The organism is Pontivivens nitratireducens (assembly GCF_014235845.1).
Lineage (GTDB): Bacteria > Pseudomonadota > Alphaproteobacteria > Rhodobacterales > Rhodobacteraceae > Pontivivens > Pontivivens nitratireducens.
Genome location: NZ_JACJUQ010000009.1, coordinates 1 through 8,439, shown reverse-complemented (window position 1 = coordinate 8,439; position 8,439 = coordinate 1). Strand labels below are relative to the sequence as shown.

The 8,439-nt window shown below is 65.2% G+C and carries 7 protein-coding genes and 1 pseudogene; 7 read left to right on the top strand and 1 reads right to left on the bottom strand.

Annotated features, from left to right (window positions below; translation table 11 throughout):
• Positions 1-3: 3 nt before the first annotated feature.
• The 4 genes from H1S03_RS11235 to H1S03_RS11220 are packed head-to-tail and all read left to right on the top strand — an operon-like array spanning position 4 to position 5,687.
• Positions 4-2,145, top strand: a complete 2,142-nt coding sequence (locus tag H1S03_RS11235) for a PqqD family peptide modification chaperone (protein WP_185804528.1) — start codon at positions 4-6, stop codon at positions 2,143-2,145.
• Positions 2,142-4,127: a preprotein translocase subunit SecA gene (locus tag H1S03_RS11230; RefSeq protein ID WP_185804527.1), complete on the top strand. Its 1,986-nt coding sequence runs from the start codon at positions 2,142-2,144 to the stop codon at positions 4,125-4,127. The genes H1S03_RS11235 and H1S03_RS11230 overlap by 4 nt, the downstream gene beginning before the upstream one ends.
• Positions 4,128-4,167: 40 nt before the next feature.
• Complete coding sequence (locus tag H1S03_RS11225) at positions 4,168-4,956, top strand: efflux RND transporter periplasmic adaptor subunit (RefSeq protein WP_166194573.1); 789 nt, start codon at positions 4,168-4,170, stop codon at positions 4,954-4,956.
• The gene (locus tag H1S03_RS11220; protein WP_185804526.1) at positions 4,956-5,687 is read left to right on the top strand and encodes a hypothetical protein; all 732 of its coding nucleotides are present in this window, start codon (positions 4,956-4,958) and stop codon (positions 5,685-5,687) included. Before H1S03_RS11225 ends, H1S03_RS11220 begins: the two co-directional genes overlap by 1 nt.
• 26 nt (positions 5,688-5,713) lie before the next feature.
• Here H1S03_RS11220 and H1S03_RS11215 read toward each other — a convergent pair whose 3' ends face one another.
• Positions 5,714-6,022 carry a hypothetical protein gene (locus H1S03_RS11215; protein WP_185804525.1) on the bottom strand — a complete coding sequence of 103 codons (309 nt, stop codon included), beginning with the start codon at positions 6,020-6,022 and terminating at the stop codon, positions 5,714-5,716.
• A gap of 14 nt (positions 6,023-6,036) precedes the next feature.
• Here H1S03_RS11215 and H1S03_RS11210 point away from each other — a divergent pair, with 14 nt between their 5' ends.
• The 3 genes and pseudogenes from H1S03_RS11210 to H1S03_RS11200 form a co-directional block, all read left to right on the top strand.
• A complete protein-coding gene (locus H1S03_RS11210; RefSeq protein ID WP_185804524.1) occupies positions 6,037-6,711 on the top strand; it encodes a type 2 periplasmic-binding domain-containing protein in 675 nt (224 codons plus the stop codon).
• Between the two features lie 149 nt (positions 6,712-6,860).
• A complete protein-coding gene (locus H1S03_RS11205) occupies positions 6,861-8,174 on the top strand; it encodes a TRAP transporter large permease (protein ID WP_185804523.1) in 1,314 nt (437 codons plus the stop codon).
• 9 nt (positions 8,175-8,183) lie between these two features.
• Positions 8,184-8,439, top strand: a pseudogene (locus H1S03_RS11200) (TRAP transporter small permease subunit); the annotation flags it as partial.

Below are 8,439 nucleotides of genomic sequence, written 5' to 3'. Positions count from 1 at the left end.
CCCATGGCGCAATCTTTCCTCTCCGCCGACTGGTACAGGATCGCCCCGCTGAAACCGCGGCTGCGTGGGCATGTGGACATTCACCGCCAGCAGTTTCGCGGCGAGGTCTGGTTCGTGGTTCAGGATCACACCACCGGGAAATACAACCGGGTGACGCCTGCCGCCAATTTCATGCTGTCGATGATGAACGGCCGCAGGCGGATGCAGGAGATCTGGGAGCAGGCCTGCGCCCGCTTCGGGGATGAGCCGCCCACGCAGGGCGAGACGATCCGCTTGCTCAGCCAGCTGCACGGCGCGGATCTGATCGCCAGCGATCTGACCCCGGACGTGGAGGAGATCGGCCGGCGGCACGCGCAGCAGGAACGCTCCTCGATGTTGCAGAGGATTCGCAATCCGCTGGCCTTGCGTTTGCCGCTGTTCGATCCCGATGCCTTTTTGCAGGCGACGCTGCCGCTGGCGCGCCCGTTCTTTACCGTGGCGGGCTTCATCGCGTGGGTGATGCTGGTGGCCGCCGGGTTGGTGCTGGCCATACTCAACTGGGGCGCGCTGACTGGTAGTATCGGCGACAGGGTGCTGGCGGCGGACAACATCCTGCTGATCGTGCTGGCCTATCCTCTGGTCAAGGCGGTGCACGAACTGGGGCACGCCTATGCGTCCAAGGTCTGGGGGGGTGAGGTGCATGAGATCGGGGTGATGATCCTCGTCTTCATGCCGGTGCCCTATGTCGATGCCTCCGCCTCCGCCGCGTTTGCCTCGAAATGGCGGCGGGCGGTCGTGGGGGGCGCGGGGATCATGGTGGAACTGGCGCTGGCCAGTCTGGCCCTGATGTTCTGGTTGAGCGCGGAGCCGGGGTTGGCGCGGGCCTTTGCGTGGAACGTCATGCTGATCGGCGGCGTGTCCACCCTGCTGTTCAACGGCAATCCGCTGCTGCGTTTCGACGGCTATTTCGTGTTCTCGGACCTGATCGAGATTCCGGGGCTGGGGCAGCGATCCAACAAGTATTTCTGGTATCTGGTGCAGCGTCACCTGTTGCGGATCGACACCGCCAAGAACCCGGTGACGGGGCGGGGTGAGGCGAAATGGCTGCTGAGCTATGCGATCGCGGCGTTCATCTACCGCATCTTCATCAGCTTCGCGATCGCGCTGTTCATCGCGTCGAAATTCTTCGTTATCGGGATCATCCTGGCGCTGTGGGCGCTGTACAACACCTTCGTCTCGCCGCTGTGGAAGGGGCTGAAATGGCTGGCGACGACGCCGGATCTGCGCACGCGGCGCTGGCAGGGGTGGGGGACGCTGGCCGTTACGCTCGGCTTGATCGGGGGGCTGCTGTTCTGGGTTCCTGCCCCCTATGGCACGGTGGCGCATGGCATCGTCTGGCTGGACAACGATGCGCTGTTGCGGCCCGCGACCGCTGGCGTCGTGCGCGATGTGGCGCCCTCGGGCCTAGTGCCTGCGGGCGGGCACCTGATCACGATGGACGAACCGGCGCTGGACAATGCACGCGCCCTGGCCGAGGCGCGATTGGCCGAGATGCGGTTGCGCCTGCAATCGGTTCTGGTGCTCGACCGGGTGCAGGCGGGGGTGATGCGCGAACAGGTGCGTCTGCTGGAAAGCCAGCTTGCAGATGTGGCGGTGCGCTCCGACGCGCTGCGGATGAGCGCGCCCGTCGCGGGAACGGTCGTCGTGCCGGGGGCCGAGGATCTGCCGGGGCAACGGTTGGAGCAGGGTGCCGTCATCGGCTATCTGATCGACGACCGTCCGCTGCGCCTGCGCGTGGCCGTCGGGCAGGACAGTGCGGAGCTGGTGCGCGGTCGGACGCGGTCCGTCTCCATCCGGTTTCAGGGCGATCTGGAGCGGAGCATTCCGGCGCGGTTGCTGTCGGAACTGCCTGAAAGCCGGGCGGAATTGCCATCCCGAGGGTTGTCCACGGCGGGCGGCGGCGCGTTCGTCCTGAACCCCGAGGCGAGCAGCCCACTGGGCACCATCCAATCCGTGTTTCAGTTCGAGGTCGCGCCCAGCCAGGACATGCCCGTGCACCGGATCGGTGAACGGGCGCTGGTCCGCTTCGACCACGGGACGGAGCCTTATGGCTGGCGCTTGTGGCGGGCGGTTCGGCAATTGTTCCTGCGGCAGTTCTCGGTATGAATGCGCCGCTGCGCCTGCCCGCCGCGCTGGATTACCCCGAGCGTGCGGATGTTCAGGAGGGCCCGGTCGAGCGCTGGCTGATCGGTGTGCAGGCCAGCGTCATGGCACGCGGTGCGCGCCTGCGGGCGTGGCGCCTGCGGGGCATTCTGCGGGCGGTACGACGGCATCAGGACCGCTTCGCCGCGATGGATGAGGGTGAATTGCAGGCGTCGGGGCGTGCCGTCGCATTGAAACTGCGCGAGGTGCCGAACCGCCTGCCTCTGCGCGTGACGGGGGAGGCCTTCGCCCTGATCCGCGAGGCCTCGGACCGTGTCCTTGGCAAACGTCACTACGACGTTCAGGTGCTGGGTGCCTGGGCCATGCTGCGCGGCCAGATCGCGGAAATGCGCACCGGTGAGGGCAAGACGCTGTGCGCCACGCTGGCCGTGACCACCGCCGCGCTGGCCGGTCGCCCCGTGCATGTGATGAGCGTGAACGACTATCTGACCGCCCGCGATGCGGAGGAGATGTCGCCGCTCTACGCCTTTTTCGGGCTGAGCGTCGGCGTGGTGCAGGAGGGGCAGGACGCCGACCTGCGCCGGGCGTTGTACCGCAGCGATATCGTCTATGGCACCAACAAGGAGATCGCCTTCGACTATCTGCGCGACCGGGCCGTGCTGCGCCGCAGCCCCGGCAATCTGCGCCGAAAGATCGACCGCCTGATGCGCCCCGGAACCGAGCCGTTGCGCCTGCGCGGGCTGCATGTCGCGATCATCGACGAGGCGGATTCCGTGCTGATAGACGAGGCCCGGACCCCGCTGATCATTTCAGGCGGAGAAACGGAGGAAGGCGGCTTTGACGAGGCGCTGTTTCGTGAGGCGATGCAGGTGGCCACGGACTTGATCGAGGGGGAGCATTACCGCATCCCCCGCGGTTTGCGCCGGATCGAGATGCGCCCCGCCGGTCTGGACCATCTGGATGAGATCGCGGAGGGGCGCGAGGATGCCTTCGGCATTCCGGTGATCCGCGAACATGCCGTGGTGCAGGCCCTGAACGCGCTGCACATCTATCACTCGGGTGAGGCCTATCTGGTGATGGACGGCAAGGTGCAGATCGTGGATGAGAATACCGGCCGCGTCATGGCGGATCGCAGTTGGTCCGATGGCTTGCACCAGATGGTCGAGCTGAAGGAGGGGTTGGAGATCACCAAGGCCCGCGAAACCCTGAGCCGCATCACCTATCAGCGCCTGTTCCGCCGTTATGCCCATGTCGGCGGCATGACCGGCACGGCCCGCGATGCGGCGTGGGAGCTTTGGTCCGTCTATCGGCTGGCCGTGACGAAGATTCCCACGAACAAGCCCGATATCAGACGCTTCGCCGGGGATCGCCTGTTCACGACGGAAAGTCGCAAATGGCAGGCCATCGCCGCGCGCGCGCGGGAGTTTCATGAGGCCGGGATGCCCGTGCTGATCGGCACACGCTCCGTCACCGCGTCGCAGCAGGCCAGCGCCCGTTTGGCTGAGGCCGGATTGCCGCATCAGGTGTTGTCAGCCGCGCAGGATGCGGACGAGGCCGCGGTGATCGCAGAGGCGGGGCAGGCGGGCCGCATCACGGTCGCCACCAACATGGCCGGGCGCGGCACCGACATCAAATTGGGCGCAGGTGTGCCGGAGGCAGGTGGCCTCGCCGTGATCCTGAGCGAGCGGCACGACAGCCGTCGTGTGGACAGGCAGTTGGAGGGGCGGTGCGGCCGGCAGGGCGAACCGGGCCGGGTGGAGGCGTTCCTGAGCCTCGAAGACGAATTGATGCGCGGCAAGGGGGCCGCCAACCTGCGCCGCGCCGGGCAGGTGATGTCACGGCTGCTGGGCGCGTCCTCCGCCGGATGGGTGCTGCGGCTGCGGCAAAAAAACGTCGAGGCCCTGCACGCCGAGGCCCGCCGCGACCTGCTGGAACAGGACCGGCAGTTGTCGCGCACGCTGGCGGTTTCCGGGGAACTGGAATGAGGCTCTTGGTTCGGCCTGACGGGCGCAGTAGGGTCGGCGCATGAAATACCTCGCTTTGACATTCACCATCCTCGCCACCCCCGCCCTGGCACAGCAGAGTTTCGACTGCGTGATGGACCCGGCGGAGCTGGTCCAGGTCGGCAGCCCGGTCGCCGGGTTGCTGGCGCAGGTCAACGTGCGGCGCGGGCAGCAAATCGCGGCGGGCGACGTGATTGCGGAGCTGACGTCGGAATTCGAGGTCGCGACCATCGGTTTGCTGGAGGCCCGCGCCAGTTCGCACGCCGCGCTCGACGCGCAACGCGCCCGGCTGGAGTTGACCCAAGGGCGATATGAGCGGACCCGCGAATTGATGGAACGGGGCGTCACCACGCAGGACGCCATGGCGGAGGTCGAGGCGGAGCTGGTCACCGCGCAATCGCTTGTCGCACAGGCCGAACTGGAGCAGGACGTCGCGGCGCGGGAGCTGGATCGTGCCCGCGCGGCGCTGGACCAGCGCATCATCCGCTCGCCCATTGACGGGCTGGTGTTCGAGCGGCGCCTGACCAGCGGCGAATATCTGACCTCCGACGGCTATGTCACCAGCCTCGTGCAACTGGACCCGCTGCATGTCGAGGCGTTTCTGCCCGTCGAACTGTTCGCTGAGGTGGCGGAGGGGCAGAACGTCACCATCCGCCCCGCGCCGCCGATCGGGGGGGTCTATCAGGGGACAGTCACGGTACGCGATCGGGTGTTCGACGCGGCCTCCGGCACGTTCGGCGTCCGGGTGGAACTGCCGAATCCCGAGGGTGTGCTGCCGGCGGGCCATCGCTGCCTGCTCGATCTGGAGTGATGGACGAAGCCGGATTCCTGCGCGTGCTGGCCCGTCTGGACGGCCCATGCATGATAGAGCGGTCGGTAAAAATATCAGGCGATCAGGTCAGTGACGGCCGATTGCTGGTATCCGCGCCGCGCCGGGCGCTGCTGCCGGGAGCGAAGCGCAGTTTCCAGACGATCTGTTCCGAGCTGGGTGCAACGGATGTCGATGCCCTGGTGCCCTATCTGGGCATGGCGACCGATGTGCATTTCGGGTTCGAGCCGGGACAGCAGCCGGTATGCAAGGCTTATCTGGAATTCGCTGAACGCTCCCCGATTGGGGGCGTCCGGTTCATGGCCCTGAAATGGCGCGGCACCGATTGTCGCACGAACCTGTATTTCGACAGGAGCGAATTGCCGGCCGAGGCCCGGTTCGCGCTTGTGAATACGGTGATCCCGGAGGGGCCGGTCAGGGAGATGTTCGCCGCGACGATGCGACAGGCGATGTCTGCCGGACCGTTGCACGACATAAAGCTGCTGCTGGTGGAGGAAGAGGGATCCCTGCGCCGCTCACTGGATCTGAACCTGGCGGATTTCGGCTGGCGGATGAGGGATCTCGCCGATGCCTTCGGGGACCTGCGCGGGCTGTCCGACGAAAGGCGTATCGGGCATATCGCGGCAGGTACGGGCCGGGGGGGTGAGGCGTTCTACACCCTCTACCATGATGCCAGACCTGTCGTGTTTTCGACAGGCAACCGTAGTCTGTGAGCGAGAACACCCACGCCCAAGGGGTTTCAGCGCAGATCACCCGTGCGGATTTTCCCGGCGTTCTTGAACAACCCCCCGACCACGAAGGTCATATAGCTGTCCACGACATGCGGCGGCGGTGCCACGACCTTGCCGTCGCGCATGCAGTAATGGGCAGAGATGTAGTCCCTCGATGACATGAGCATCCGGCAGACCACGTGAAGCTGGTCCCTGGTTTCAAAGCGTAAATGACCCAGCCGCGCTTCACGCTGCATCGCTCCGAGATAGCTGTTGGTTTGCAGTTCGACGTGACGGCGAAACCCCTCGCGGGTATGAAATTCGCCCTCATGCAGCATCGTGAAGAGATGCGGTGTGTCGCGCAGGAATTCCAGAAACCCCTGCGCTTGGCGCGACCGGGCCTTACTCGATCTCGACCACGTCCAAGGTTCTGGCAGAGCCGGAGGATTTCACCGGAACGCCGCTGCGCGCAGGCTCGGCCCTGCACACCATTGCGTTGGAAAACCTTGGGGCAACACCGGTGACCTTGCCGGGGCCGCAAGCCTATGAGGCCCTGTCACGAAAGACCATCGACGGCATCATCATCGCGATTTCCGACTGGCCGTCCTATTCGATCCAGGAATTGCTGCGCCATTCCATCGTCGATCTGTCGATCGGACACTGGGAAAGCTATCTGGCCATTTCCGACGAGGCCTGGGATCGCATGAGCGAGGAAAACCAGCAGGTGTTCGACCAGACCGCCCGCGAGATCGCGCTGTTCAATGCGAACAAGTGGAACGAGAACGGCGTCAAGGTGCAGGAGGAATCCGCCACCAATGACGGCGGCAGCTTTGTCTCGATCAACGATCTGTCGCAGGCGATGCAGGATCATATCGCGGATGCGGGTCGCCAGACCTGGGTCGACTGGATCGAGAAGACCGAGGCGGCGGGTCATCCCGCGCGCGCCACGGCCCAGCTTTATGCCGAGCTGATTCAGGCCGAGGGCGGCGCGCTGCCGGACGGCGTGGCGGAATATCTGGCCGACTGAGCCAGCCGCCTGAGTCCGGTGCCTGAGTTTGGCACCGAATTTGGCGCCGGAATTTGGCGCCGGAATTTGGCGATTGAGCGAGGCTGACCCATCGGCGGGCGCGCATAGGTGCCCGCCAGATCTCTCACATTTCAAGTAAGCGGAAGTCGATGTCACACGTCGTCATCATATGGTTCGTGCTCGGGTGGTTCCTGTCGTTCCTCGTCCTTGGGCAGGCGGTGGCAAGTTGCCTGCTGGGTGCCGGGATCGTCGGGATCGTCCTGTGGACCGAGGGGTTCCGGGCCCTTTCGGGCATCGTCGGTCAGGATGTGTTCTACACGGCGTCCACCTATTCGTTGTCAATCATCCCGCTCTATCTGCTCATGGCGCAGATGCTGGTGCGCGGGGGCGTCATTCTGGACCTGTTTCGCGTGGGCCACCGCCTCGTGGGGTATCGCCGCTATCCGCTGGGGGTCGCCACGCTGATTACCGGCGGAATGCTGGGGGCGGTATCGGGGTCCGCGTCCGCGTCCTCCGCCGCGTTGTCATCGTTGGCCGGGCCGGAGCTGGAGCGGGTCGGATATACCCGGACATTCTCGATCTCGCTGGCTGCGGTTTCGGGGTCGCTGTCCGCGATCATCCCGCCCAGCATCGTGTTCATCATCTATGGTTCGCTTACGCTGGTTCCCATCGGGCACATGTTCATCGGGGCGCTCGGCCCGGCGCTGGTCTGTATCCTCGTCTACATGCTTTGCCTGCGTCTGTTCGCCAAGGTTCAGCCGGGCGCGGTCGATGGGGCGAAGGCAGCGGGCGACACGACCGATGACCGGATCACCCTTCGCACCCTGACGGCGGTCGGTTTCGTGGTTTTCCTGATGGTCATGGTCTTTGGCACTATTTACGGCGGCGTCGACACGGTGGGTGAGGCCGGGGCGCTCGGCGCGTTCCTGTCGGTCGTGGGCATGTTCGCCATGCGACGTGTAACGGTGAAGGATTTCGGGCAGGCCCTGGCGGAGAGTGTGAAGGTCACCGCCATGCTGATGATGCTGGTGATCGGGGCGCAGATCTTCGCCCGGTTCCTGTCCTTTTCGCGCGTGCCCCGGATGCTTCTGGAAATTGCCGAGCCGCTGATGGATCAGCCCAGCGTGTTGATCGCGTTGCTGCTGCTGGTGGTCTTCGTGGCGGGCATGTTCCTGGAAAGTGCGGCGGTCATCGTGCTGATGGTTCCGATCCTGATGCCGATCATCGACGCGGCGCAGATCGACACGCTGTGGTTCGGCGTCATGGCGATGCTGATGATCTCGGTCGGGCTGCTGACGCCGCCGGTCGGGCTGGCCGTCTATGCCGCCGCCGCGGCGGAGAAGGTGTCGGTCGGGCCGGTGTTTCGCAGCGCGTTTCCCTTTGCCCTGTTTGCCGCGGTGATCTGCGGGCTGGTGATGATCTTCGTCCCCGGCATCGTGACATGGCTGCCGAGTTTGATGTGAGGGGATGATATGAGCTTCCGATCCAGTCTTGGTCTTTTTGAACACCGCCTTGCCGCCATTGGCGCGGGAACGGCGTTGACGCTGATGATGCTGATCTCGGTCGGCAGTGTCATGGGGCGCTACGTGTTTCACACCGACCTGATCCCCGGCGCTTACAACATCATCGAGCGGGTGATTTTCCCGCTGCTGGTGTTCTGGGCGTTGCCTGCCGCGCATCGCGATGCGCTGTTCCCCAAGCTGGAGCTTCTGGCAGAGAAGCTGCCGC